Source organism: Cupriavidus gilardii (assembly GCF_017598945.1).
Classification (GTDB): domain Bacteria; phylum Pseudomonadota; class Gammaproteobacteria; order Burkholderiales; family Burkholderiaceae; genus Cupriavidus; species Cupriavidus gilardii_E.
The window spans coordinates 32,240-55,637 of the sequence record NZ_JAGFTW010000003.1 but is presented as its reverse complement, the minus strand read 5'-3'; the positions used below and the strand labels follow the sequence as shown (position 1 = coordinate 55,637).

Sequence of the window (23,398 nt, the reverse complement as noted above, 5' to 3'; positions counted from 1 at the left end):
TTCCCGCTATCGCCGATGATCGAACCGCCGCGCCAGCCGTTCGCCGGCGAACTGCACCAACGTGACCAGGGCGATCAGGATCGCGATCACATGGAACATCACGGCGGTTTCGTAGCGCTCGTAGCCATAGCGGATAGCCAGATCGCCAAGGCCGCCGGCGCCGACCGCCCCAGCCATCGCGGAGGAGCCGATCATCGCGATCACGGTCACCGTGGCACCGCCGATGATCGCCGGCATCGCCTCGGGCAGCAGTACATGGCGGACGATATGCCAGCGGCGGCATCCCATCGCCCTGGCCGCCTCGACCAGCCCGCGGTCGATCTCGTTGAGCGCGACCTGCGAGATGCGCGCGAAGAACGGAATCAGGTGGGCGCTGAGCGGCACCACCGCGGCCCAGGTGCCCATCGTGGTGCCGACGATCATGCGGGTGACCGGCAGCATCGCCACCAGCAGGATGATGAACGGGATCGAGCGAAACATGTTGACCAGCACCGACAGCACGCGATGCAGCCGCGGCCGGGGCGCCAGGCCGGCGGGCGCGGTGACGGTCAGCACGATCGCCAGCGCCATGCCGGCGACGAACACCACCGCGCAGGCGCTGGTGGTCATCAGCAGCGTCTCGCCAAGCGCCTTCAGGTATTTGTCAGCCATGGGCGGCATCGTATGCGGTCTCCTCTGTGGTTCGCGGTATCGGGTTCCATGCTGCGCGTGCGGCGGCATCCGGTGTCGGCATGCGCTGCCGCAGCGGGCGCAACAGTGCGACGGTCGCCTCGGCGCGCGGTTCGGCAAAGACCTGCCAGACCGGCCCCTGTTCGACGATGCGGCCCCGGTCGAGCACCAGCACGCGCTCGCACGCCTCGCGAATCACCGCCATGTCATGCGTGATCAGCACCACGGTCAGTGCGAAGCGTTCGTTGATATCGCGCAGCAGCGCCAGGATCTGCTCGGTGGACTCCGGGTCCAGCGCCGAGGTGGCCTCGTCGCACAGCAGGATTTCGGGCCGGTGCACCAGCGCGCGGGCGATGCCGACGCGCTGCTTCTGCCCGCCGGACAGCATCGCCGGGTAGGCGCGGGCCTTGTCCGACAGACCGACCAGGTCCAGCAGTTCCATCACCCGTACGGCGATGTCATGGCGCGGCACACCGGCCACGCGCAGCGGCAGCGCGACGTTGTCGAACACGGTCTTGGCCGACAGCAGATTGAAATGCTGGAAGATCATGCCGATCCGGCGGCGCAGCGCCACCAGGCCGTTCTCGTCGAGCTGGCCGATATCGCGGCCGTCGATGCTGAGGCGGCCGGCGTCGGGGAGCTCCAGCATATTGATGGTGCGCAACAGCGTCGACTTGCCGGCGCCGCTGCGGCCGATGATGCCGAAGCGCTCGCCGCGGCCGATCGCGAACGAGATATCGTCCAGCGCCGGCGCAACCGAACCGGTGTAGGTCTTGCCGATCGAGTCGAACACGATATGGGGTTCGGCTCGTCGCAATGGCAGATTGGCATGCATGACAGCTCCCCTCGGATCGTCAGAAGGCAGGGATCACGGAGCCCTGGTACCGCGTCTGGATGAACTGGCGCACCTCGTCGGACTGGTAGGCCTTCACCAGCCGCGGCACCCACGGCGCATGGCGATCCTTCTCGCGCACCGCGATCACGTTCACATAGGGATTGCGCTCCTTCTTCTCGACGGCGATGCCGTCGCGCGTGGCGATCAGGCCGGCCTGGTACGCGAAGGTATTGACGATCGCCGCCGCGTCGACGTCGGGCAGCGCGCGCGGCAACACCACCGAGGCGCTCTCGACGAACTCGAGCTTTCGCGGATTGGCAGTGATGTCCGTCAGCGACGCCGTGCCGGTATAGGGATCGAAGCCGGGCTTGAGCTGGATCAGCCCGTGGTCGCGCAGGATCACCAGCGCGCGGGTCTGGTTGCTCGGATCGTTGGGGATGCCGATGCGCGCCCCGGTCGGCAGGGCCTCGAGCGACTTGACCTTGCGCGAGTAGAACGCGATCGGCGAGATCAGCGTATTGCCGACGTCGACGATCTTGTACCCGCGCTGCCGGATCTGGTCGCGCAGGAAGGGGATGTGCTGGAAGGCATTGGCGTCGAGATCGCCGTTGTTCAGCGCCTCGTTGGGGCTGGCGGTCCCGGTGATGACGATGGTCTGCACCTTCAGGCCCTGCTTCGCGGCCACGCGCGTGACCACCTCCCAGATCTCCTCGTCGACGCCGCCGCGCACGCCGACCTTGAGCGGGCGATCGCCGGACTGCGCGTGCGCAGCGCGCGGTGCCAGCGGGGCAAGCGCGGTCAGCGCGATGACGAGGGAAGCGAGGGCGGTGAGGAGCGAGCGTCGTGTCATGGTGTGGCGAGCAGGAGTGAGGAGCACGGTAAGGAATGGGCGGCCTGCGCGAAGTCGCGCAAGGACATCCGCGCAAGCCGATGCAAGGGGCCGATCTGGCAGCGCTCAGGCCGCGGCGCGCGCCGGTGCCCTGCCGATCGGACGGGTCAGCTGCAGATGGTCGCGCAGCGTCGACCCTGCGTACTCGGTACGGAAGATGCCGCGCCGCTGCAGGATCGGCACCACGCCGTCCACGAAGTCCTGCAGGCCATCGGGCAGCGCGTCCGGCATCAGGTTGAAGCCGTCGGCGGCGCCGTGGCGGAACCAGTGTTCGATGTCCTCGGCGATCTGTTCTGGCGTGCCGACGATCACGCGATGCCCGCCGCCGCCCGCCAGCTCGCGGATCAGCGCGCGCACCGTCAGGTTCTGCCGTCTCGCCGCCCCCAGGGTCGCGCGGAAGAACGTGTGGTTACCGTTGGCCGGCAAGGCCAGATCGTCCGGCAAGGGCGCATCCAGTTCGAGTCGCTCGACGTCGATGCCCAGCGTGCCGGCAAGACGGTTCAGGCTGTAGTCCCAGGGAATCAGGTCGACCAGCGCATCGCGCCGCTGCCGTGCTTGGGCCTCGGTGGCGCCGATGATGGTGGTCAGGCCGGGCAGCACCTTGACCGCATCCGCACCGCGCCCCAGCGCTTCGGCCCGCGCATTGATCGCGCGCTTGTAGGCCAGTGCCTCCTCGAACGACTGCGCCGCCGAGAACACGGCCTCGGCATGACGCGCCGCCAGCTCGCGGCCATCGTCCGAGCCGCCGGCCTGGAACAGCACCGGATGGCCCTGCGGCGGCCGCGGCAGGTTCAGCGGACCGTGCACGTCGAAGAACGCGCCATGGTGGGCAACCGGCTGCAGCTTCGCGGTATCGACGAAGCGCCCGCGCGTCTTGTCGCCGATGAAGGCGTCGTCTTCCCAGCTGTCCCACAGCGCCTTGACCAGCGCCGTGAACTCGTCGGCGCGCGCGTAGCGCTGGCCGTGATCGGGCGGCGCGGCCCGGCCGAAATTGCGCGCGGAGCCCGCATCGGCGGTGGTCACCACATTCCATCCGGCGCGGCCGCCGCTGACATGGTCCAGCGTCGCAAAACGCCGCGCGACGTTGTAGGGCTCGTTGTAGCTGGTCGATACGGTGGCCACCAGCCCGATATGCGTCGTCGCCGCGGCGACGCAGGCCAGCAGCAACGTCGGCTCCAGCGCGGTAATGGGCCGGAAATGGATCTGGTCGGCGATCGCGGCGTTGTCGGCGAGGAAGATCGCGTCGAACTTCGCCGCCTCGGCGATGCGCGCCACGCGGACGTAATGCTGCACGTCGACGAAGGCGCGCGGATCGCTGTCGGGCAGCCGCCATGCCGAGGGCACGAAACCCGAGTGCAGCGCGTTGATGTTCAGGTGCAGCTGACGCGGCGGTGTGGTGGATGTCATCGCTGGTTTCCCGTTGCTCATGGCTCAGAACATGGTTCAGAACACCCGGCCTTCGGTCAGGTGGGTGGTCTCGCCGTTCAGGTGGTAGGCGCCGACGACGCGCGCCTTGTGCAGCAGCGGGTTGTGGCTGAAGATCGTGCGCAGATTGCGCCAGTGGCGGTCGAAGTTGTAGCGCCTGGCGGTGAACGACGCCCCGCCGGCCTCGAACATCCGCTCGCCGACGTGCGGCGCCAGCTTGCTGACCACCAGCTGCGTCTGCGCGGTCGCCAGCGCGCCCTGCAGCACCAGCGCCTCGGCATCGTCGTTGCCGCCCTGCAGCGCATCGGCGGAACGGTCGAGAACACGCGCGTTCTCGCGAACGAGCGCGTCGATCGCATGGCTGTGCGCCGCCAGATCGCCGATCACCTGCTGGATGAAATGGTCCTCGCGCGCCGACGGCGCCGGACTGTGCAGCACCGGACGGCCGTGCTCCTGCACATAGCGTCGCGCATCGGCCCACGCGTTGCGCACGATGCCGGCCGCCACGGCCACCAGATGCAGCTGGCGCAGCGCCCCGCAATGGCGGCCCACCAGCGTGCTGTTGCCGCGCCGGGTCACCTCGTCGGCAAACACCTGCACGTCCTCAAACACCAGGCTGCCGCTGGCAGTCATGCGCTGCCCCATGCCGTCCCAATCGTCGACCACGCTGAAGCCGGGACGGTCCGTCGGGATGATGATCGACGCATCGCCGCCGTCGGCATCCTTGACGTTGATCCGCGCATAGTCGGCGAAGGCGGTGCCGGTCGAGTAGTACTTGCGGCCCGACAGCCGGTAATGGTCGCCGTCGCGGCGCAGCGCCGTGGTGATTTCACCGGGCCGCGCGGTGCCCACCTCGGTCGATGCCCCACCGAAGATCGCGCCGCCGATAATGCGCTGCACCTGCAGATCGTTGAACGCCGAGCGCGGCGACAGCCGCAGCGACTCGGTCTGGTCGAAATGGATCCGCAAGGCATGCGCGACATTGGACTCGTGCGCTGCGATGGTCGCGATCACCTCGAACAGATCGACCAGCGAGCCGCCCAGCCCGCCCTGCTCGATCGGAATCCGCAGCAGGCCCAGCCCCGACTGCCGGAACAGCGCAAAGCCCTCATAGGGCAGCAGGCGCCGCGCTTCGCGCTCGGCGGCATCGGTACCGATCTTCTGTGCCAGTTCAGGCAGCGACTCCAGCGCGGCCCGCAGGGCGTGGCGCGCATCGAAGTCCAACGGGGCATTCATTGGCGGGTCCTCTCGGCTGGATCAACAAGCCAAGAGGATAGGGACGGCGCTTCTCAAGCGGAACGAAGGAAAGGGGATATCGATATCTGCGGGGGTGTTCTTTGGATAGGCGCAGATGGGCAAACCCGCGGGCAACACCGGTTGCCCAAATGAAAAGAGCCCGCATGAAGCGGGCTCGATCGACTGCGGGTGAAGCGGTCAGGCCGGACTCAGAACGGAATATCGTCGTCCATGTCCTCGAAGCCGTTGGACGGCGACTGCTGCGGCCGGCGGGCGCCGCCGCTCTGGCCGCCACCGCCACCACCCTGTGCACGGCCACCGCCGCCGCCACCGCCATAACCGCCGCCCGACGATTCGCGGGCGTAGCCGCCGCCTTCCTCGCCGCCGCCACCGCCCTGGCGCGAGCCCAGCATCTGCATCTGCTCGGCGACGATCTCGGTGCTGTACTTGTCCTGACCCGACTGGTCCTGCCACTTGCGGGTGCGGATACGGCCTTCGATATAGACCTGCGAGCCCTTGCGCAGGTACTGACCGGCGATCTCGGCGAGCTTGCCGAAGAAGGCCACGCGGTGCCATTCGGTCAGCTCTTTCATGTCGCCGCTCTGCTTGTCCTTGTAGCGGTCGGTGGTGGCCAGCCGGATATTGGTCACGGCGTCGCCACTGGGCATATAGCGCGTTTCGGGGTCCGCGCCGAGATTGCCGACGAGGATGACTTTGTTGACGGATGCCATGAGGTGTTCTCCGATAACCGCGCCCCGGTGGGCAGCGCGGCAATGTGCTGACTGATTTGACTCTATTGACTGATTTGCGCCCGGCGCGCCGATGGTAGTGCGGGCCGGCGCCGCAAAGCGTTTCCGCGTGATGCGGCCGCCGCCGTGGACCGCCCTGGATACCTCGTGCTTCGCAGGCCGCCGCGTCAGTGCGCCGGCTGCGGCTCGCTGTCCGGGCCGCCGTGGCGGACCCTGGCGGGCGGCGGCTTCATGCCCCAGGCGATTATAAGCCAGAGCACCAGCACGGCCGCGCAGCCATGGAACACCGCGCTGCGGCCGGCATGCTGCAGCAGCCAGCCGCCCACCGCGCCGCCGAGAAACAGCCCGATCGCCTGCGTGGTGTTGTAGACGCCAAGCGCGGCGCCGCGCGACGAGGCCGCATAGCGCGACACCAGCGAGGGCTGCATCGCCTCCAGCACGTTGAACGCCACGAAAAACAGCAGCAGGACCCCGACCAGCGGCCACAGCCCGTGCACCGCGGCGAACAGCAGCTGGACCGCCGTCATCAGCGCGACCGCACCCAGCAGCACCGGGCGAATCCGGCCATAGCGCTCGGCCGCCATCATCGGCGCCAGCATCAGCAGAAACGACACCAGCACGACCGGCAGATAGACCTTCCAGTGCGAATCGACCGGCATGCCGGCATCGGCCAGCATGCCCGGCACGACCATGAACATGGCGACCTGCGACGCATGCAGCGCCAGCACGCCGACGTTCATGCGCGCCAGATCCGGGTTCAGCAATACCTTCGGCAACACCTTGTGCAGCGGCAGCTGGTCCGGGTGGGGCGGCGGCGGGGTCGGCACCAGGAACAGCGTGACGGCGATCGCCAGCAGCCCCAGCACCGACATCAGCGTGAAGATGCCCGGCATGCCGATGGTGCGCAGCAGCGGCGAGGCAATCACCAGCGACAGTGCGAAGGTCAGCCCGATGCTGCCGCCGACCATCGCCATCGCCTTGGTGCGATGGCGCTCGCTGGTCAGATCGGCGATGCAGGCGGTGATCGCCGCCGAGATCGCGCCGGTGCCCTGCAAGGCGCGGCCGGCAATGATGCCGGTCAGCGTGTCGGAGAACGCCGCCACCAGCCCGCCGGCGACGAACAGCAGCAGGCCGCCGATCATTACCGGCTTGCGGCCGACGCGGTCGGACAGCCAGCCGAGCGGAATATGGAGAAAGGCCTGCATCAGGCCGTAGATGCCCATCGCCAGGCCGATGCGCTGGGCGTCATGGCCATCGGGCAGCGTACGGGCGTATTCGGCGAAGACGGGCAGGATCAGGAACAGGCCCAGCATGCGCAGCGCGAAAATGCTGGCCAGCGACACGCTGGCGCGCAGTTCGAGACGGGTCATCCGTGCGGAGACTGCGCCGGCTGCTCGTTCGGCACCATCGGCCGCGGCTGGGGAAGAAGACTGGGTCGACGGCATTGCGCTCGTGGGGACTCGGGTGAGACGGGTGGCCGGCCGTGCGCCGGGCCCCGCGCCGCGGTGCGCGGCCATGCCGGGGCGCCATCCAAACCGCCACCGTGGCCACCGTGCCGGGCGCCGGAGCCGCGCCCCCTCGCCAGCAAGGGCAGAGGCAGGGCAACCCCGGAAACCGAAGTTCGGTATATTAGCAGGTTTGCTCCCGGCGCCCGACGCCGGATCGGCAGGAAATGGCCAGGCTGGCGAGTCCAACGACCAGCGGCACGGACGTGGCGGCAAGCGACGGCAAGTGGCAACGGAAACGGCGGCAAAGCGGCCGCCGGACGCCCTCTCCGCCCCACCCGTGTCGCCCGCCAAGGCCCCGGCCTGCTTCCTGCTTTGAGCGTACGCCCGCGGCCGGCCCTGGCCCGGGCGCTCCGTGAGACCGGCCTGTCGACCCCGACTGGCGGCCCCGCCTGGCGAAGACAAACGGTATATGGAAGAAATCAGAATCCGTGGGGCCCGTACCCACAATTTGAAGAACATCAATCTCGATCTGCCGCGCAACAAGCTGATCGTGATCACCGGCCTGTCGGGATCGGGCAAGTCCTCGCTCGCCTTCGACACGCTCTATGCCGAGGGTCAGCGCCGCTATGTCGAGTCGCTGTCCGCCTATGCGCGCCAGTTCCTGCAGCTGATGGAGAAGCCCGACGTCGACCTGATCGAAGGCCTGTCGCCGGCGATCTCGATCGAGCAGAAGGCCACCAGCCACAACCCGCGCTCCACGGTCGGCACGGTCACCGAGATCCACGACTACCTGCGCCTGCTGTACGCGCGCGCCGGTACGCCCTACTGCCCCAACCACGACCTGCCGCTGCAGGCCCAGAGCGTGTCGCAGATGGTCGACGCGGTGCTGGCGCTGCCGGAGGACACCAAGCTGATGATCCTGGCGCCGGTGGTGGCCGACCGCAAGGGCGAGCACACCGACCTGTTCGAGACGATGCAGGCGCAGGGCTTCGTGCGCTTTCGCATCCGTTCGGGCGGCGGCGCCGCGCACGAGGCGCAGGCCAAGGTCTACGAGGTCGACGCGCTGCCCAAGCTGAAAAAGACCGAGAAGCACAGCATCGAAGTGGTGGTGGACCGCGTCAAGGTGCGGGCGGACATCAAGCAGCGGCTGGCGGAATCGTTCGAGACGGCGCTGCGCCTGGCCGACGGCCGCGCGATCGCGCTCGAGCTGGACAGCGGCGCCGAGCATCTGTTCAGTTCGAAGTTCGCCTGCCCGATCTGCTCGTACTCGCTGCCCGAGCTCGAGCCGCGGCTGTTCTCGTTCAACAACCCGATGGGCGCCTGCCCGAGCTGCGACGGCCTGGGCCAGATCACCTTCTTCGATCCGAAGCGCGTGGTGGCCTTTCCGAACCTGTCGCTGGCTTCGGGCGCGATCAAGGGCTGGGACCGCCGCAACCAGTTCTATTTCCAGATGCTGCAGAGCCTCGCGGCGTTCTACGACTTCGACCTGGACAGCGCCTTCGAGGACCTGCCGGCCGAGGTGCAGCAGGTGGTGCTGCACGGCTCGGGCGAGACCGAGATCCCGTTCACCTACATGAACGAACGCGGCCGCACCACCACGCGCTCGCATGTGTTCGAGGGGATCATCCCCAATCTGGAGCGCCGCTATCGCGAAACCGACTCCGTCGCGGTGCGCGAGGAGCTGGCCAAGTACCAGAACAACCAGCCCTGCCCGGCCTGCCATGGCACGCGGCTGCGCACCGAGGCGCGCCACGTCAAGGTCGGCGATGGCGAACAGGCGCGCGCGATCTTCGAGATCAGCGGCTGGCCGCTGCGCGACGCGCTGACCTGGTTCCTGACGCTGCAGTTGCAGGGCGCCAAGCGCGAGATCGCGGACAAGATCGTGCGCGAGATCTCGGCGCGGCTGAACTTCCTGAACAACGTCGGGCTGGACTACCTGTCGCTGGAGCGCAGCGCGGACACGCTGTCGGGCGGCGAGGCGCAGCGCATCCGGCTGGCCTCGCAGATCGGCTCGGGGCTGACCGGCGTGATGTACGTGCTCGACGAGCCGTCGATCGGCCTGCACCAGCGCGACAACGACCGGCTGATCGGCACGCTCAAGCATCTGCGCGATATCGGCAACTCGGTGCTGGTGGTCGAGCACGACGAGGACATGATCCGCGCCAGCGACTATGTGGTCGATATCGGCCCCGGGGCGGGCGTGCATGGCGGCCAGATCGTTGCCGAGGGCACGCCGCCGCAGATCGAGGCGTCGCCGGCCTCGCTGACGGGGCAGTACCTGTCGGGCGAGCTGAGCATCGCGGTGCCGGACACGCGCGCCACGCCGGACCCGGAACGGATGCTGCGCATCCTGAACGCCAGCGGCAACAACCTGAAGCACGTCAATGCCGAGATTCCGGTCGGCCTGCTGACCTGCGTGACCGGCGTGTCGGGCTCCGGCAAGTCGACGCTGATCAACGACACGCTGTATCCCGCGGTGGCGCGCCATCTGTACGGCTCGACGCCCGAGCCAGCGCCGCACGACCGCATCGACGGGCTGGAGCACTTCGACAAGGTCATCAACGTCGACCAGAGCCCGATCGGCCGCACGCCGCGCTCGAATCCGGCCACCTATACGGGCCTGTTCACGCCGATCCGCGAACTGTTCGCCGGCGTGCCGTCGGCCAAGGAGCGCGGCTACGATCCCGGCCGCTTCTCGTTCAACGTCAAGGGCGGGCGCTGCGAGGCCTGTCAGGGCGACGGCGTGCTCAAGGTCGAGATGCACTTCCTGCCGGACGTGTACGTGCCCTGCGATGTCTGCCACGGCAAGCGCTACAACCGCGAGACGCTGGAGGTGCTGTACAAGGGCAAGAACATCTCCGAGGTGCTGGAGCTGACGGTCGAGCAGGCGTACGAGTTCTTCAGCGCGGTGCCGGTGGTGCGGCGCAAGCTGCAGACGCTGCTCGATGTGGGGCTGGGCTATATCCGGCTCGGCCAGGCGGCGACCACGCTGTCGGGCGGCGAGGCGCAGCGGGTCAAGCTGTCGCTGGAGCTGTCCAAGCGCGATACCGGCCGCACGCTGTACATCCTCGACGAGCCGACCACCGGGCTGCACTTCCACGATATCGCGCTGCTGCTGAAGGTCATCCACAAGCTGCGCGACCAGGGCAATACCGTGGTGATCATCGAACACAACCTCGATGTGATCAAGACCGCGGACTGGGTGCTGGACCTCGGCCCCGAGGGCGGCGCAGGCGGCGGGCAGATCATCGCGCGCGGCACGCCGGAGGACATCGCGGCCAGCAAGGCGAGCTTCACCGGCAAGTATCTGGCGCCGCTGCTCAAACGCCCGGTGGAAGAGCCGGCGCGGCGGGTCAAGCGCCGCTGAGGCGCGGGGGCGCCCTGCGCCCGCTGGGCGCTACCCCAATTATTCTGGCCGCACGCGCGGCGCGAGCGGCTGCGCGGGCGCGCCATTGCCGGCAGCGGCACCTGCGCCGGCGAGCGGCCGCGCCTGCTCGGCGTCGCGGCCGTCCTCGTCGCGCATCCGGCTGCGGTCCAGCGCGCCGGCTTCTTCCAGCACCGGGTAGGCGGTCGCGCAGAACAGCGAGTTCAGGCGCTTGAGATCGCTGATCACGTCCAGATGCAGCGAGCTGGTATCGATGCTCTCGATCGTCTGCGTCGCCACGCGGCGCAGGTGGGTATGCGAATACTTGCGCTCGAGCTCGCGGAAGGTGGCCTTCTCCATCATCAGCTGCCGCGCGCTCTTCAGGTCCCCGTTCAGGAACACCGACAGCCCGAGCCGCAGATTGCTGATCAACCGTGCGTGCATCTCGGTGATCTCCTGCATGCCGGCCTCGGAAAACACCAGGTTGTGCGCGATTTTCTTGTCGCGCGCATCGATCAGGATCCGCTCGATGATGTCGGCCGCGTGCTCCAGATTGATGTTCAGCGAGATGATCTCGGTCCAGCGGCGGCCATCGCGCTCGTCGAGCGCCTCGACGCTGATGCGCGTCAGATACAGCTTGATCGCGGTATAGAGATCGTCGATCTCGTCGTCGATGCGGCAGGTGGCCGCCGCCAGCTTGGCATCGTTGGTCCGCAGCACGCGCAGCATGTTGTCGAGCATCTGCTCGACGCGGTCGCCGATGCGCAGCACCTCGCGCGCGGCGTTGGCCAGCGCCAGCGTCGGCGTGGATAGCGCGGCCGGATCGAGATGGCGCGGCGTGACCTGGCTTTCGCCGGTGTTCCGGCCCGGCAATATCGTTTCGCACAGCCGCGCCAGCGGCGCGGTCAGGCCGATCAGCGCGATCGCCAGCACCACATTGAACAGCAGGTGGAAATTGACGATCAGCCGCTGCGGGTCGGCATCGATCGCGCGCAGCAGGGTCTGCGATTCGTCCAGCAGCGGCAGCGCCACCACGCAGCCGAGCAGCCGCGACAGCAGATTGCCCAGCGTCACGCGTTTGCCGGGCTGGTTGTTGCCCGAGGTGGTCAGGAAGGCCGAGATGCCGGAGCCCAGGTTGGCGCCCAGCACCAAAGCGAGCGCGACCTGCAGCGACACCACGCCGGCCGAGGCCAGCGCGCCGCAGAACAGCACCACCGCCAGGCTCGAATAGGACAGCACGGTCAGGAAGGCGCCGACCAGCATGTCGAGCGCGGTATCGCCGGTCAGGCTGGCGAACAGCACCTTGACGCCGGCGGCCTCGACCACGGGACGGGTCGCATTGGAGATCAGCTCCAGCGCCAGCGTGATCAGCCCGAGGCCGATCAGCACGCGCCCGACGTGGCCCGGCTTGCTGCCCTTCCAGCTCAGATGCGCGATCACGCCGACGAAGATCAGCAGCGGCGACAGCCACGACAGGTCCAGCGAGAACACCTGCACCATCAACGCGGTGCCGACGTTGGCGCCCAGCATGATGGCCAGCGCGGGGGCGACCGCGATCAGGCCCTGGCTGACGAAGGAACTGACGATGACGGCGGTCGCATTGCTGCTTTGCACCAGACCGGTCACGCCGAGGCCGGCGGCGAAGGCGGTGAAGCGATTGGCAACGCTGGCCGAGAGCACGTGGCGCAGATTCGCGCCGTAGACGCGCAGAATGCCGACCTTGACGATATTCGTGCCCCAGACCAGCAGCGCGACCCCGGAGAGCAGATGAAGCAGAACGCCCATGGTGTGGCACCCATTGCGGCCGGTGCGGCGGTCAGAGGCAGGGGCCGCCCGGCCCTTGTTGTGAATGAACGGCCATTATGCGCCCGGGCTGCGGACGAGGGCAACGCGGGTGTCCGGGGTTGGTGCGGTTTGCAACGCTTGCGGCAAGGGCTTTTCCGCGGGTATCGCCCGAAGAGCGCGGCGGTCGAACGGCGCAGTTGCGCTCGCTCCCGGCTCAATGGCCCTCGAAGCGGCACACGGTGAACAAGGGCAGGCCGCTGTCGAGCAGATGGCGCGAGCCGCCCAGTTCAGGCAGATCGACGATCGCCGCGCCTTCGACCACGGTCGCGCCGAGCCGCTCCAGCAGCCGGCGTCCGGCCATCATGGTGCCGCCGGTCGCGATCAGATCGTCGACCAGCAGCACGCGGTCGCCCGGCTTGCAGGCATCGGCGTGGATCTCGACGGTCGCGCTGCCGTATTCGAGCTCGTATTCCTCGGCCACGGTCTGGAACGGCAGCTTGCCCTTCTTGCGGATCGGCACGAAGCCCAGGTTCAGCTCGTAGGCGACGATCGCGCCCAGGATGAAGCCGCGCGCATCGATGCCGGCGACCATGTCGAGGCCGGCGTCCATATAGCGGTGCACGAACACGTCGATCAGCACGCGTAGCGTCTTCGGATCCTGCAGCAGCGGCGTGATGTCGCGGAACATCACGCCGGGCTGCGGCCAGTCCGGCACGGTGCGGATGCGGTCGCGCAGATAGGTGGTGACGTCGCCCAGGGGCGGGGACTGAATGGTGGGATTGGACATGGTGGACAACGCTCAAGACGGCTGAATGACGGAATGCCGGAATGGCTCCGAGGCCAGGCCTCAAGGATAACTGTCTGGCCCTCAGCGCTCGGTGATCCGCTGCTCGGCCGCCTCCAGGGCCTCGGGCGTGCCGCGCAGCACCAGGATGTCGCCGGGCTCGAGCACGGTGTCGGGCTGCGGATCGAAGGCGCGGATGCCGCGCCGCCGCACGGCGGTGACCTCGACGCCGATATGCTCGAGGCCCAGCGTGCCCAGACGCCGCCCGACCGCGGTGGCGTCCGGCCCCAGCGAGAACGAATGCAGCCGCACCGACTCGCGCTCGATCATGTCCTCTTCGTCGTCGCGCCCGTGGAAATAGCCGCGCAGCAGGCTGTAGCGGGCGTCGCGCGCCTGCTGCACGCCGCGCACCACGCGCCGCATCGGCACGCCCAGCAGCACCAGCGCATGCGAAGCCAGCATCAGGCTGCCTTCGATGATTTCGGGCACGACCTCGGTGGCGCCGGCGCGTTGCAGCACGTCGAGCTCCGAATCGTCGACCGTGCGCACGATCACCGGCAAGGCGGGCTCGAGCTCGTGCACATGGTGCAGGACCTTCAGTGCGGACGGCGTGTTGGCATAGGTGACGATCACCGCCGCGGCGCGATGGATGCCGGCCGCGATCAGCGCCTCGCGCCGGCCGGCATCGCCGTAGACCACCGTATCGCCGGCCGCGGCCGCCTCGCGCACGCGGTCCGGGTCCAGGTCCAGCGCGACATAGCCGATGCCCTCGCGCTCGAGCATGCGCGCCAGATTCTGGCCGCTGCGGCCGAAGCCGCAGATGATCGCGTGCTTCTCGGTCTGGATGCTCTGCGCGGCGATGCGCGTCATGTTCAGCGACTGCATCAGCCATTCGTTGGCGGCAAAGCGCAGCGCGATCGCGTCGCTGTACTGGATCAGGAAAGGCGCCACCAGCATCGACAGCAGCATCGAGGCAAGGATCACCTGCGTCAGCACCGGATCGACCAGACCCAGCCCGTCGATCTGGTTCAGCAGCACGAAGCCGAACTCGCCGGCCTGCGCCAGCCCCAGGCCGGTGCGGATCGCCACGCCGGGCCGCGAGCCGAACAGCCGCGCCAGGCCGGCGATCAGCAGGAACTTGAACAGCACCGGCACGATCAGCAGCGTCAGCACCAGCCACAGGTTTTCCATCACCACGCGGACATTGAGCAGCATGCCGATGGTGACGAAGAACAGGCCGAGCAGCACGTCGCGAAACGGCTTGATGTCTTCCTCGACCTGATGCCGGTACGGCGTTTCCGCGATCAGCATGCCGGCCATGAAGGCGCCCAGCGCCATCGACAGCCCGAGCCGCTCGGTCAGCGCCGCCATGCCCAGCGTGACCAGCAGCAAGTTCAGCATGAACAGTTCCTGCGAGCGGCGCGCGGCGACCACATGGAACCAGCGGCTGACCACGCGCTTGCCGAGCACCAGGATCAGCGTCAGCGCCACGACGATCTTGACGATCGCCAGCGCCAGCGCCATCGGCAGCTCGCCGGGGTCGCGCGACAGCGCGGGGATCACGATCAGCAGCGGCACCACCGCCAGATCCTGGAACAGCAGCACGCTGAAGATGTTGCGGCCGTGCTCGGTCTCGAGCTCCAGCCGCTCGGACAGCATCTTGGAGACGATCGCGGTCGACGACATCGCCAGCGCGCCGCCCAGCGCGATCGACGCCTGCCACGACAGGTCGAACACTGCGCTGAACAGCCAGCCGACCGGAGCCACCGCCAGCATGGTCAGCACCACCTGGCTGCCGCCGAGGCCGAGTACCAGCCGGCGCATCGACCGCAGCTTGGCCAGATTGAACTCCAGCCCGATCGAGAACATCAAAAAGACCACGCCGAACTCGGCAAGGTACTTGGTCTGGCCCGAATCGCTGGCCAGCCCCAGCGCATGGGGCCCGATCAGGATGCCGACCGCGAGATAGCCGAGCATCGGCGGCAGCTGCAACATGCGGAACGCGACCACGCCGAGCACGGCGGCGGCCAGCAGCACAAGGGTCAAGTCCAGCGGAGAATGCATTCGGGCGGGCCGGTGGTGGTGCGAGCGAGGGGCGAGCGAAGTGAGCGCGAAGTGAGAGCGGTGTGCGAGCGTGGTGCAGGTAGCCGTGCAGCGGTTGCGGGTTGCGCGGGCAGTAAAGCAAGCGGTGGACCAGGGACGGCCTGCCGGCCCCGGGTATTTCGCCAAGGGCGGCCAGCCGGCGGAGACGGAACCCGGACGCGAAGGCGGACGCCGTGCCCGACGCGCCGCGACCGGCCGGGCGTCATCGCATTCATTGGTATACTTCGTCGCCATGATAGCCAATTTCAATGCGGAAAGAGCACTCGAGCTCGCACGCCATACCCTGCAGATCGAAGCCGATGCGGTTGCCGCGTTGTCGTCGCGGCTGACGCCGGACTTCGCGCAGGCGGTGCGGCTGGTACTGCAGTGCTCGGGCCGCGTGGTGGTCTCGGGCATCGGCAAGTCGGGCCATATCGGCCGCAAGGTTGCGGCCACGCTGGCCTCGACCGGGACGCCGGCCTTCTTCGTCCACCCTGCCGAGGCCTCCCATGGCGACCTCGGCATGGTCACGCGCGACGACGTGCTGATCGCCTTCTCCAATTCCGGCGAGACCTCCGAACTGCTGTCGATCGTCCCGATCGTCAAGCGCATCGGCGCCAAGCTGATCTCGGTCACCGGCAATGCCGAATCGAACCTGGCGCAGCTGGCCGACGTGCATCTGGACGCCCGCGTCGAGAAGGAAGCCTGCCCGCTGAACCTCGCCCCGACCGCCAGCACCACGGCGGCGCTGGCGCTCGGCGATGCGCTGGCGGTGGCGGTGCTCGATGCGCGCGGCTTCGGCGAAGAGGACTTCGCCCGCTCGCACCCCGGCGGCGCGCTGGGCCGCAAGCTGCTGACCCATGTGCGGGACGTGATGCGCACCGGCAACGCGGTTCCCGAGGTGCGCGAGAGCACGCCGCTGGCGCAGGCCCTGATGGAAATCACCCGCAAGGGCATGGCCATGACGGCGATCGTCGATGCCGACGGCCGTGCGATCGGCGTCTTCACCGACGGCGACCTGCGCCGGCTGCTGGAAACGCCGCGCGACTGGAAGACCGTGCCGATCGGCGACGTCATGCATGTCAATCCGTTCACCGTCGGGCCGGACCAGCTCGCGGTCGAGGCCGTGCAGATCATGGAAGCGAACCGCATCAATCAGCTGCTGGTGGTCGACGCCGACCAGCGCCTGGTCGGCGCGCTGCACATCCATGACCTGACCCGGGCCAAGGTCATCTGACGCACGCCATGCGCGATCTGTTTCCTTCCCTGTCCCGGCTCGCGTTGCGGCTGATGCCGCTGCTGCTGATGGCGCTCGTCGCCGGCAGTACCTTCTGGCTGGTGCAGATCAATACGCCGCGCCAGGTCAGCGATACCGAACGGCAGAAGCGCCATGTGCCCGATTACTGGATGGAGCGCTTCACCGCGACCGAACTGGCCGAGGACGGCAGCACCAAGATGCGCTTTACCGGCGAGCGGATGATCCATTACGAGGACGACCAGACCTACGAGGTCACGCGGCCCGCGATGCGCGCCTACGAGCCCGATCGGCCGCCGGTCACCGGTACCGCCGATGTGGGCAAGATGAACGCCGACGCCAGCGTGATCGACCTGTACGGCAACGCCCATATCGTGCGCGTGCAGGGCGCCGATCCGTCGCAGGACCCGCAGATGAGCGCGACCTCGAGCTACTTCCAGATCCTGATCAACGACGACATCGTCAAGACGGACAAGCCGGTCAAGCTGACCCGCGGCCCCTCGGTGATGACGGCCAACGGCCTGGTCTTCAACAATGTCACGCGCGAGGTCAACCTGCTCGGCAATGTGCGCGGCACCATCGTGATGGCACCGCGCGGCGGCGGCGCGAAACCATGACGCCTGCCGGCGCGCCAGCCGCCCAACATTCGCACCACCCAAACGATCCTTGCGCCAGTCCGGGGCCCTTGCCCCTTCTGGACGATTCCCGGACAACGCCAATCAACGCCATCGTGGCCAACATGACCCTGACCCTGACGACCTGGACCCGCCGCCGCGCCACCGCCGTGCTGCTCGCCTTCGCCGCCGGCATGACGCTCGCCCTGCCGGCGCTCGCCGAACGCGCCGACCGCGACAAGCCGCTGGTGCTCGAGGCCGACAACGCCAGCTACGACGACGTCAAGCAGATCTATACGCTGACCGGCAACGTGGTGCTGACCAAGGGAACCATGGTGCTGAAGTCCGATGCGGCCGAGGTGCGCACCGATCCCGAGGGCTATCAGTACGCGGTGGCGACCTCCAAGGGCGGCAAGCAGGCCTATATCCGGCAGAAGCGCGACAACGTCGACGAGTACATCGACGGCTGGGGCGACCGCATCGAATACGACGGCAAGCAGGAAGTGGCCAAGCTGATCGGCAATGCGCGCATGGCGCGGCTGGCGGGCGCCAAGGTGGTCGACGAGATCCGCGGCGCGGTGCTGACCTACGACAGCCGCAACGAGTTCTACACCGCGGCCGGCGGCAGCGGCAACGCGGCGCCGGCGAATCCGTCCGGCCGCGTGCGCGCCGTGCTGTCGCCGCGCCAGAGCCAGGGCACCGGCGGCAGTGGTGCCGGCGTCGACCTGAAGGGCTCGCCGACGGCCAAACCCTGATCGCTTCCCGCCCGGGTCCGCACAGTACGCTCCGTACGCTACGCATCACGCAGTATCAAAGGATTGCCCACATGTCCGTTGCCGACACCGCTACCGCAACCGCTCCTGCCGCCAACGCCAACGCCAACACCGCAGCCGGCGCCGGGGCCGGCACGATGCCCGTCACCAGCAATCTGGTGGTGCGCCATCTGAAGAAGCGCTACGGCTCGCGCACCGTGGTCCAGGACGTGTCGCTGGACGTCAAGAGCGGCGAGGTCGTGGGCCTGCTCGGGCCCAACGGCGCGGGCAAGACCACCTCGTTCTACATGATCGTGGGGCTGGTCGCGCTCGACGAAGGCGACATCGTGCTCGACGGCCAGCACATCAGCGGCCTGCCGATTCACGAGCGCGCCCGCATGGGGCTGTCGTATCTGCCGCAGGAAGCGTCGGTGTTCCGCAAGCTTAATGTCGAGCAGAACATCCGCGCGGTGCTGGAACTGCAGCGCGACAACGGCAAGGCGCTGTCCGCCGCGGAGATCGAGCGCCGCCTGGACAGCCTGCTCGACGATCTGCAGATCGCGCACCTGCGCAACAACCCGGCGCTGTCGCTGTCCGGCGGCGAGCGCCGGCGCGTCGAAATCGCACGGGCGCTGGCCTCCGCGCCGCGCTTCATCCTGCTCGACGAACCGTTCGCCGGCGTCGACCCGATCGCGGTCGGCGAGATCCAGCGCATCGTCAGCTTCCTGAAGGCGCGCAATATCGGCGTGCTGATCACCGACCACAACGTGCGCGAGACGCTGGGCATCTGCGACCACGCCTACATCATCAGCGAAGGCGCGGTGCTGGCGGCGGGCGAGCCCAAGGACATCATCGCCAACGAGTCGGTGCGGCGCGTCTATCTGGGCGAGAACTTCCGCATGTAATGGCGGGTTGCGCGCAGCCACGCTCGGTCGGAGCGCGGTTGCTCCTGAACGTCTGCGCGAAATGCACGATGGGCAATCGGCTTGCGGCCGGTGATCCATCAGGCAATCGCTTCTGACCACGCAATCGAAACTTCCGATAGCAAATTCCGTTCCATCGCGGCCGAAGTTGCGCATAAAATAGGCCGCATGAAACCGTCGCTACAGCTACGCCTCTCCCAGCATCTGGCCTTGACGCCGCAGCTGCAGCAGTCGATCCGGCTGTTGCAGCTCTCCACGCTGGAACTGCAACAGGAAGTCGAGCAGGCGCTGACCGAGAATCCCCTGCTCGAACGCGAAAACGACTGGATCGAAAGCCCGTTGCGAGTCGCCGCCGACGGCTCGATCAATGTACAGACCACGCCGGCGAGTCCCAACGCCGAATCCACCGCCCCCACCGACTCGCGCGCCGATGGCGCGGCCCCTGCGGACGACGGCTATGCCGACGGCGCGGGCGACGATTATGGCGGCGACTGGAGCCTCGACGATTTCGCGCGCCGTCCGCAGAGCGACGAGGACGAGAAAACGCCGCTGCAATTGCGCGATGCCGAACCGACGCTGCGCGAATATCTGATGGAGCAATTGGCGCCGCTGAAAATCTCGACGCGCGACAAGGGCCTGGCGATTTTCCTGATCGAATCGCTCGACGACGACGGCTATCTGAGCGCCTCGCTCGAGGAAATCCTTGCCGAATTACCCGACGAGCTCGAATTCGAGCTCGACGAAGTGCATGCGATGCTGACGCTGCTGCAAAGCTTCGATCCGCCGGGAGTCGGTGCACGCAATGCCGCCGAATGCCTGTCGCTGCAATTGCGCCGCATCGAACATCCACAGCGGGATCTGGCGATGACGATCGTTCGCCATCACCTCGAACTGCTGGCCGCACGCGACTACACGCGGCTGAAGAAGGCGCTGCAGGTCGACGACATGCAGCTGAAAGCCGCGCACGAGCTGATCCGCTCGCTCGCGCCCTACCCTGGCCACGCCTATAGCCGCCCCGAAGCGGACTTCGTGGTGCCCGACGTATTCGTGCGCAAGAGCGGTCATAACTGGATCGCGCAGCTCAATCCCGATGTGATGCCGCGGCTACGCATCAACGATATGTATGCGCAAATCTTGCGCGGTGCGAAAGGCGATACCGGCGCGGCGGGATTGCAGCAGAAACTGCAGGAGGCGCGCTGGCTCATCAAAAATATCCAGCAGCGTTTCGACACCATTTTGCGCGTCGCACAAGCCATCGTGGAGCGGCAGAAGAATTTCTTCACGCACGGTGAAATTGCGATGCGCCCCTTGGTTTTGAGGGAGATAGCCGATACACTGGGTCTACACGAGTCAACTATTTCTCGTGTGACGACCAATAAGTACATGGCCACCCCGATGGGGACATTCGAGCTGAAATATTTCTTCGGCAGCCATGTATCGACCGAGACCGGCGGTGCCGCCTCTTCCACCGCAATCCGTGCGCTGATCAAGCAGCTGATAGGAGCCGAAGACCCCAGAAACCCGTTGTCCGACAGCCGGATTGCCGAACTGCTGGGGGAACAAGGCTTCGTCGTGGCGCGACGTACCGTCGCCAAATATCGTGAAGCCTTGAAGATCCCGGCCGTGAACCTTCGCAAGTCTTTGTAGCCGAGTCGCATCGCCTGCCTGGTGCGACTCTTTCAGAAGGAGAAGCGCTATGAACTTCAAGATCAGTGGACACCACCTGGACATCACGCCTTCCCTGCGTGAGTACGTGGAAACGAAACTGGAGCGAATCCTCAGGCATTTCGATCAGGTTATTGACGTCAGCGTGCTGCTATCGGTGGACAACCAAAAGGAAAAGGATCGCCGGCAACGCGCGGAAATCAATGTGCATCTGAAGGGCAAGGACATCTTTGTCGAGGCACACCACGAAGATCTCTATGCGGCCATCGACATGCTGGTCGACAAGCTGGACCGGCAAGTGATCCGCTACAAGGACAAGGTCCAGAGCCACGACCGCGAATCGCTGAAGTATCACGGCAGCCTCGTGGCCAATCAGGCCCAGCAGTAGCTTGAGACGATTCGGCGCGGCCCGAACACCGGCCGGCCTTGAAGCGAGGAAAGAAGCCGTGCCAGGAGCACGGCTTTTTTGCGCCCTGCGCGTGTGGACGCGCCCGTTACCGCGTTGCCGTACTACCGCTGCTGCCGCTGCAGCTGCGCTACCAATAGGATGAAACCGGAATGGGGTTCCGTCTGGCGGGCTTCCCGGTGTATGCTGTGCAATACATCTAGAGAATGCCCGCCCCGTTCCCTTGCGCAATGCCGCTCGGGGCGATCGGCATCGGACGGCAGGGAGCCCCCCTGCACTATAATGTGCCGCACGCTGATAGTCGGGAAGCGGCGGCAACGAAGGCATCGCCTTGCAACGGCAGGCCGGCCACCCGGCCGGCGAGAACCGCATGGCGGTGCCAGCTTCAGGATTCCGCGCATTTTCAAATGAACCGTTTGGCCAAACTGCTGCCGCCCGGCAATATCTCGCTCGACGTCAGCGTCACCAGCAAGAAACGCGTGTTCGAACAGGCAGGGTTGCTGTTCGAAAACAACCATGGCGTGGCGCGCGCCACGGTGACCGACAATCTTTTTGCCCGCGAGTCGCTCGGCTCGACCGGCCTTGGCGCCGGCGTGGCGATTCCGCATGGCCGCATCAAGGGGCTGAAGCATCCGCTGGCCGCCTTCATGCGGCTTGCCGAGCCGATCCCGTTCGAATCGCCCGACGGCAAGCCGGTTTCGCTGCTGATCTTCCTGCTGGTGCCGGAACAGGCGACGCAGCAGCATCTCGAAATCCTGTCGGAAATCGCTCAGCTATTGTCCGATCGCGATATGCGTGAAGGCCTCGCCGCTTTGCCGACGCCCGATGCGGTTCACCAGCTGCTGGTGCAATGGCATCCTTGACCCTCTCGGCGTAAGCGGCCGACCGCCGCACCGATCGCATTTACCACCGCCCTAGCGCCCCGCCTCATCCCCGCATGGAACTCACCGGCGTCACCTCCCAGTCGATCTTCGACGACAACGCAGCCGACCTCAAACTGTCCTGGGTGGCCGGGCTGGAGGGCGCCGATCGCGCCTTCGATCTGGACTTCGCACGGGAGGCGACCTCGGCGGCCGACCTGGTCGGTCACCTGAACCTGATCCACCCGAACCGGATCCAGGTGCTGGGCAAACCCGAGATCACCTACTACCAGCGGCTCGACGACGAAACGCGAAAGCGCCAGATGGGCGAGCTGATCCTGCTGGAGCCGCCGTTCCTCGTCGTCGCCGACGGCATGGAGCCGCCGCCGGATCTCGAACTGCGCTGCACCCGCTCGTCCACGCCGCTGTTTACCACGCCGGTTTCCTCCGCGGCGGTGATCGACCATCTGCGCCTGTACCTGTCCCGCATTTCCGCGCCGCGCGTAACCATGCACGGGGTGTTTCTCGACATCCTCGGCATGGGCGTGCTGATCATGGGCGAATCGGGTCTGGGCAAAAGCGAACTCGGCCTGGAACTGATCTCGCGCGGACACGGCCTGGTAGCCGACGATGCGGTGGATTTCGTGCGTCTTGGCCCCGATTTCGTCGAGGGCCGCTGCCCACCGCTGCTGCAGAACCTGCTCGAAGTGCGTGGCCTTGGCCTGCTCGATATCAAGACGATCTTCGGCGAGACGGCGGTGCGCCGGAAGATGAAGCTGAAGCTCGTGGTTCAGCTCGTTCGCCGCAACGACGGCGAATTCGAGCGGCTGCCGCTCGATTCGCAATATCTCGACGTGCTGGGTCTGCCCATCCACATGGTGAAGATCCAGGTGGCGGCCGGCCGCAACCTTGCAGTGCTGGTCGAGGCGGCGGTGCGCAACACCATCCTGCGCCTGCGCGGCATCGACACGCTGCGCGACTTCATGGACCGCCAGCGGGCCGCGATGCAGGCCGACGCGGCGTCGCGCGGCCAGGGCCGGCTGCTCTGAGCCTACGAAAGATTCCACATCGACGCATCGGCGTGTCGGGCACGCCGAAAGCGTCAACCTGATTGGGGTTTTCAGCGTTTTGTGCTGTAATGGGCATCACGCCCAGCCTGCGCCGTTGCGCATCGTGCGCTTGGCGACCCGTCCTCAGTCAGGAGAATCCAGCATGAAGTCACTGATCGCAACCTGCGTGCTGCTGTGCCCTCTGGTCGCCACCGGCGCCTTTGCCCAGACCGCCTCGGAAAACAGCCAGCAGAGCAAGATGAAGACGTGCAACGCCCAGGCGGCCGGCAAGACCGGCGACGAGCGCAAGGCCTTCATGAAGGAATGCCTGTCTGCCAAGCCCGCCGCAGCCGGCAATGCCCAACAGCAGAAGATGAAGGCGTGCAATGCGCAGGCCAGCGGCAAGAAGGGCGACGAACGCAAGGCGTTCATGAAGGAATGCCTGTCCGCATGACGGCAAGCTGATTCGGGACTGTCCCGCAGCGAACAAAAGGCGAATCGCGAGCCACAAGCGATTCGCCTTTTTGTTTGCCGCCGGCCCCGATTCGCGGTGCTTGCGCGGTTTTTCGCACGCTTTACGCACGTTGTGCGGCTTTTCCGCGCATGCT

The 23,398-nt window shown here is 67.0% G+C and carries 20 protein-coding genes; 10 read left to right on the top strand and 10 right to left on the bottom strand.

Annotation, left to right across the window (positions count from 1 at the left end):
• Positions 1-6: 6 nt before the first annotated feature.
• From J5T34_RS01530 to J5T34_RS01500, 7 genes are all read right to left on the bottom strand, one after another.
• Complete coding sequence (locus J5T34_RS01530) at positions 7-651, bottom strand: methionine ABC transporter permease (protein WP_208577964.1); 645 nt, start codon at positions 649-651, stop codon at positions 7-9.
• Positions 644-1,504: a methionine ABC transporter ATP-binding protein gene (locus J5T34_RS01525; RefSeq protein WP_208577962.1), complete on the bottom strand. Its 861-nt coding sequence runs from the start codon at positions 1,502-1,504 to the stop codon at positions 644-646. The genes J5T34_RS01530 and J5T34_RS01525 overlap by 8 nt, the downstream gene beginning before the upstream one ends.
• A 19-nt stretch (positions 1,505-1,523) precedes the next feature.
• Positions 1,524-2,354 (bottom strand): MetQ/NlpA family ABC transporter substrate-binding protein, encoded by an 831-nt coding sequence (locus J5T34_RS01520; protein WP_208577953.1) that lies wholly within the window; start codon positions 2,352-2,354, stop codon positions 1,524-1,526.
• 105 nt (positions 2,355-2,459) lie between these two features.
• On the bottom strand, positions 2,460-3,800 hold the full coding sequence (locus J5T34_RS01515) for an LLM class flavin-dependent oxidoreductase (RefSeq protein ID WP_208577951.1): 1,341 nt from the start codon (positions 3,798-3,800) through the stop codon (positions 2,460-2,462).
• Between the two features lie 36 nt (positions 3,801-3,836).
• Entirely contained in the window at positions 3,837-5,054 is a 1,218-nt protein-coding gene (locus J5T34_RS01510; RefSeq protein ID WP_208577949.1) for an acyl-CoA dehydrogenase family protein, read from the bottom strand.
• A 209-nt stretch (positions 5,055-5,263) separates the two neighbouring features.
• Positions 5,264-5,785: a single-stranded DNA-binding protein gene (locus tag J5T34_RS01505; protein ID WP_208577947.1), complete on the bottom strand. Its 522-nt coding sequence runs from the start codon at positions 5,783-5,785 to the stop codon at positions 5,264-5,266.
• 185 nt (positions 5,786-5,970) lie between these two features.
• Positions 5,971-7,248, bottom strand: coding sequence for an MFS transporter (locus J5T34_RS01500; protein WP_208577945.1), 1,278 nt, complete (start codon positions 7,246-7,248; stop codon positions 5,971-5,973).
• Between the two features lie 472 nt (positions 7,249-7,720).
• Between J5T34_RS01500 and uvrA the strand changes: the two genes are divergently transcribed.
• On the top strand, positions 7,721-10,618 hold the full coding sequence (uvrA, locus tag J5T34_RS01495) for an excinuclease ABC subunit UvrA (RefSeq protein WP_208577936.1): 2,898 nt from the start codon (positions 7,721-7,723) through the stop codon (positions 10,616-10,618).
• A 39-nt stretch (positions 10,619-10,657) separates the two neighbouring features.
• Here uvrA and J5T34_RS01490 read toward each other — a convergent pair whose 3' ends face one another.
• From J5T34_RS01490 to J5T34_RS01480, 3 genes are all read right to left on the bottom strand, one after another.
• Positions 10,658-12,400 carry a Na/Pi cotransporter family protein gene (locus tag J5T34_RS01490; RefSeq protein WP_208577927.1) on the bottom strand — a complete coding sequence of 581 codons (1,743 nt, stop codon included), beginning with the start codon at positions 12,398-12,400 and terminating at the stop codon, positions 10,658-10,660.
• A gap of 214 nt (positions 12,401-12,614) precedes the next feature.
• The gene (locus J5T34_RS01485) at positions 12,615-13,187 is read right to left on the bottom strand and encodes an adenine phosphoribosyltransferase (protein WP_208577925.1); all 573 of its coding nucleotides are present in this window, start codon (positions 13,185-13,187) and stop codon (positions 12,615-12,617) included.
• 81 nt (positions 13,188-13,268) lie between these two features.
• Positions 13,269-15,248 (bottom strand): monovalent cation:proton antiporter family protein, encoded by a 1,980-nt coding sequence (locus tag J5T34_RS01480; RefSeq protein WP_208577923.1) that lies wholly within the window; start codon positions 15,246-15,248, stop codon positions 13,269-13,271.
• 271 nt (positions 15,249-15,519) lie between these two features.
• Between J5T34_RS01480 and J5T34_RS01475 the strand changes: the two genes are divergently transcribed.
• The 9 genes from J5T34_RS01475 to J5T34_RS01435 all read left to right on the top strand — a co-directional run bounded on the left by J5T34_RS01475 (position 15,520) and on the right by J5T34_RS01435 (position 23,244).
• A complete protein-coding gene (locus J5T34_RS01475) occupies positions 15,520-16,503 on the top strand; it encodes a KpsF/GutQ family sugar-phosphate isomerase (protein ID WP_208577907.1) in 984 nt (327 codons plus the stop codon).
• A gap of 8 nt (positions 16,504-16,511) precedes the next feature.
• Positions 16,512-17,138, top strand: a complete 627-nt coding sequence (lptC, locus tag J5T34_RS01470; protein WP_208577904.1) for an LPS export ABC transporter periplasmic protein LptC — start codon at positions 16,512-16,514, stop codon at positions 17,136-17,138.
• Positions 17,139-17,260: 122 nt separating this feature from the next.
• Positions 17,261-17,890 (top strand): lipopolysaccharide transport periplasmic protein LptA, encoded by a 630-nt coding sequence (lptA, locus tag J5T34_RS01465; protein ID WP_149320118.1) that lies wholly within the window; start codon positions 17,261-17,263, stop codon positions 17,888-17,890.
• Positions 17,891-18,045: 155 nt separating this feature from the next.
• Entirely contained in the window at positions 18,046-18,792 is a 747-nt protein-coding gene (gene lptB, locus J5T34_RS01460; protein WP_208578130.1) for an LPS export ABC transporter ATP-binding protein, read from the top strand.
• Between the two features lie 186 nt (positions 18,793-18,978).
• Positions 18,979-20,457: an RNA polymerase factor sigma-54 gene (locus tag J5T34_RS01455; RefSeq protein ID WP_208577902.1), complete on the top strand. Its 1,479-nt coding sequence runs from the start codon at positions 18,979-18,981 to the stop codon at positions 20,455-20,457.
• Positions 20,458-20,506: 49 nt separating this feature from the next.
• Positions 20,507-20,863 (top strand): ribosome hibernation-promoting factor, HPF/YfiA family, encoded by a 357-nt coding sequence (gene hpf, locus J5T34_RS01450; RefSeq protein ID WP_208577900.1) that lies wholly within the window; start codon positions 20,507-20,509, stop codon positions 20,861-20,863.
• Positions 20,864-21,288: 425 nt separating this feature from the next.
• Positions 21,289-21,744, top strand: coding sequence for a PTS sugar transporter subunit IIA (locus tag J5T34_RS01445; protein ID WP_174108616.1), 456 nt, complete (start codon positions 21,289-21,291; stop codon positions 21,742-21,744).
• A gap of 74 nt (positions 21,745-21,818) precedes the next feature.
• Positions 21,819-22,790 carry an HPr(Ser) kinase/phosphatase gene (gene hprK / locus J5T34_RS01440; protein ID WP_006576781.1) on the top strand — a complete coding sequence of 324 codons (972 nt, stop codon included), beginning with the start codon at positions 21,819-21,821 and terminating at the stop codon, positions 22,788-22,790.
• A 163-nt stretch (positions 22,791-22,953) separates the two neighbouring features.
• The gene (locus J5T34_RS01435) at positions 22,954-23,244 is read left to right on the top strand and encodes a PsiF family protein (RefSeq protein ID WP_208577898.1); all 291 of its coding nucleotides are present in this window, start codon (positions 22,954-22,956) and stop codon (positions 23,242-23,244) included.
• Positions 23,245-23,398: the final 154 nt, after the last annotated feature.

What these genes read in the sequence shown, in the direction of transcription:
- J5T34_RS01435 (WP_208577898.1), top strand. Translation starts at nt 22,954, where the DNA reads ATGAAGTCACTGATCGCAACCTGCGTGCTGCTGTGCCCTCTGGTCGCC.
- J5T34_RS01445 (WP_174108616.1), top strand. Translation starts at nt 21,289, where the DNA reads ATGAACCGTTTGGCCAAACTGCTGCCGCCCGGCAATATCTCGCTCGAC.
- J5T34_RS01485 (WP_208577925.1), bottom strand. Translation starts at nt 13,187, where the DNA reads ATGTCCAATCCCACCATTCAGTCCCCGCCCCTGGGCGACGTCACCACC.
- J5T34_RS01520 (WP_208577953.1), bottom strand. Translation starts at nt 2,354, where the DNA reads ATGACACGACGCTCGCTCCTCACCGCCCTCGCTTCCCTCGTCATCGCG.
- J5T34_RS01505 (WP_208577947.1), bottom strand. Translation starts at nt 5,785, where the DNA reads ATGGCATCCGTCAACAAAGTCATCCTCGTCGGCAATCTCGGCGCGGAC.
- hpf (WP_208577900.1), top strand. Translation starts at nt 20,507, where the DNA reads ATGAACTTCAAGATCAGTGGACACCACCTGGACATCACGCCTTCCCTG.
- lptB (WP_208578130.1), top strand. Translation starts at nt 18,046, where the DNA reads ATGCCCGTCACCAGCAATCTGGTGGTGCGCCATCTGAAGAAGCGCTAC.
- J5T34_RS01515 (WP_208577951.1), bottom strand. Translation starts at nt 3,800, where the DNA reads ATGACATCCACCACACCGCCGCGTCAGCTGCACCTGAACATCAACGCG.
- J5T34_RS01530 (WP_208577964.1), bottom strand. Translation starts at nt 651, where the DNA reads ATGGCTGACAAATACCTGAAGGCGCTTGGCGAGACGCTGCTGATGACC.
- uvrA (WP_208577936.1), top strand. Translation starts at nt 7,721, where the DNA reads ATGGAAGAAATCAGAATCCGTGGGGCCCGTACCCACAATTTGAAGAAC.
- J5T34_RS01490 (WP_208577927.1), bottom strand. Translation starts at nt 12,400, where the DNA reads ATGGGCGTTCTGCTTCATCTGCTCTCCGGGGTCGCGCTGCTGGTCTGG.
- lptA (WP_149320118.1), top strand. Translation starts at nt 17,261, where the DNA reads ATGACCCTGACCCTGACGACCTGGACCCGCCGCCGCGCCACCGCCGTG.
- J5T34_RS01475 (WP_208577907.1), top strand. Translation starts at nt 15,520, where the DNA reads ATGATAGCCAATTTCAATGCGGAAAGAGCACTCGAGCTCGCACGCCAT.
- hprK (WP_006576781.1), top strand. Translation starts at nt 21,819, where the DNA reads ATGGAACTCACCGGCGTCACCTCCCAGTCGATCTTCGACGACAACGCA.
- lptC (WP_208577904.1), top strand. Translation starts at nt 16,512, where the DNA reads ATGCGCGATCTGTTTCCTTCCCTGTCCCGGCTCGCGTTGCGGCTGATG.
- J5T34_RS01480 (WP_208577923.1), bottom strand. Translation starts at nt 15,248, where the DNA reads ATGCATTCTCCGCTGGACTTGACCCTTGTGCTGCTGGCCGCCGCCGTG.
- J5T34_RS01510 (WP_208577949.1), bottom strand. Translation starts at nt 5,054, where the DNA reads ATGAATGCCCCGTTGGACTTCGATGCGCGCCACGCCCTGCGGGCCGCG.
- J5T34_RS01525 (WP_208577962.1), bottom strand. Translation starts at nt 1,504, where the DNA reads ATGCATGCCAATCTGCCATTGCGACGAGCCGAACCCCATATCGTGTTC.
- J5T34_RS01500 (WP_208577945.1), bottom strand. Translation starts at nt 7,248, where the DNA reads ATGCCGTCGACCCAGTCTTCTTCCCCAGCCGCGGCCGATGGTGCCGAA.
- J5T34_RS01455 (WP_208577902.1), top strand. Translation starts at nt 18,979, where the DNA reads ATGAAACCGTCGCTACAGCTACGCCTCTCCCAGCATCTGGCCTTGACG.